Annotated in this window: 1 protein-coding gene; it reads left to right on the forward strand. The window is 67.1% G+C overall.

Features of this window, described 5'->3' with window-relative positions; genetic code table 11:
- Positions 1 to 593, forward strand: a 593-nt coding sequence (locus AC1DWF_RS36590; RefSeq protein WP_476843333.1) for an EF-Tu/IF-2/RF-3 family GTPase, incomplete at both ends; no start/stop codon positions are given.

Raw genomic sequence — 593 nt, forward strand, 5'->3', positions numbered from 1 at the left:
GGGGCGGACCCCGACCTGGTCGAGCTGGTGGAGATGGAGGTGCGCGAGCTGCTGTCCTCCTACCAGTTCCCGGGCGACGACATCCCCATCATCAAGGGCTCTGCGGTGGCGGCGCTCGAGGACAAGACGCCTGAGATCGGCGAGCAGGCGATCCTGGAGCTGATGGCGGCGGTGGACAGCTATATCCCGCAGCCGGAGCGCGCGATCGACCGTCCGTTCCTGATGCCGGTCGAGGACGTGTTCTCGATCTCGGGCCGCGGCACGGTGGTGACGGGCCGCGTGGAGCGCGGCGTGGTGAAGGTGGGCGAGGAAGTCGAGATCATCGGGCTGAAGGCGACGGTGAAGACCGTGGTCACGGGCGTCGAGATGTTCCGCAAGCTGCTGGACAGTGGAGAGGCGGGCGACAACATCGGCGCGCTGCTGCGCGGCACGAAGCGCGAGGACGTGGAGCGCGGCCAGGTTCTGGCCAAGCCGGGCTCGATCACGCCGCACACGAAGTTCAAGGCGGAGGCGTACATCCTGACGAAGGAAGAGGGTGGGCGCCACACGCCGTTCTTCACGAACTACCGTCCGCAGTTCTACTTCCGCACGAC

The sequence above is a fragment of the Aminobacter sp. P4_D5 genome (assembly GCF_056401815.1).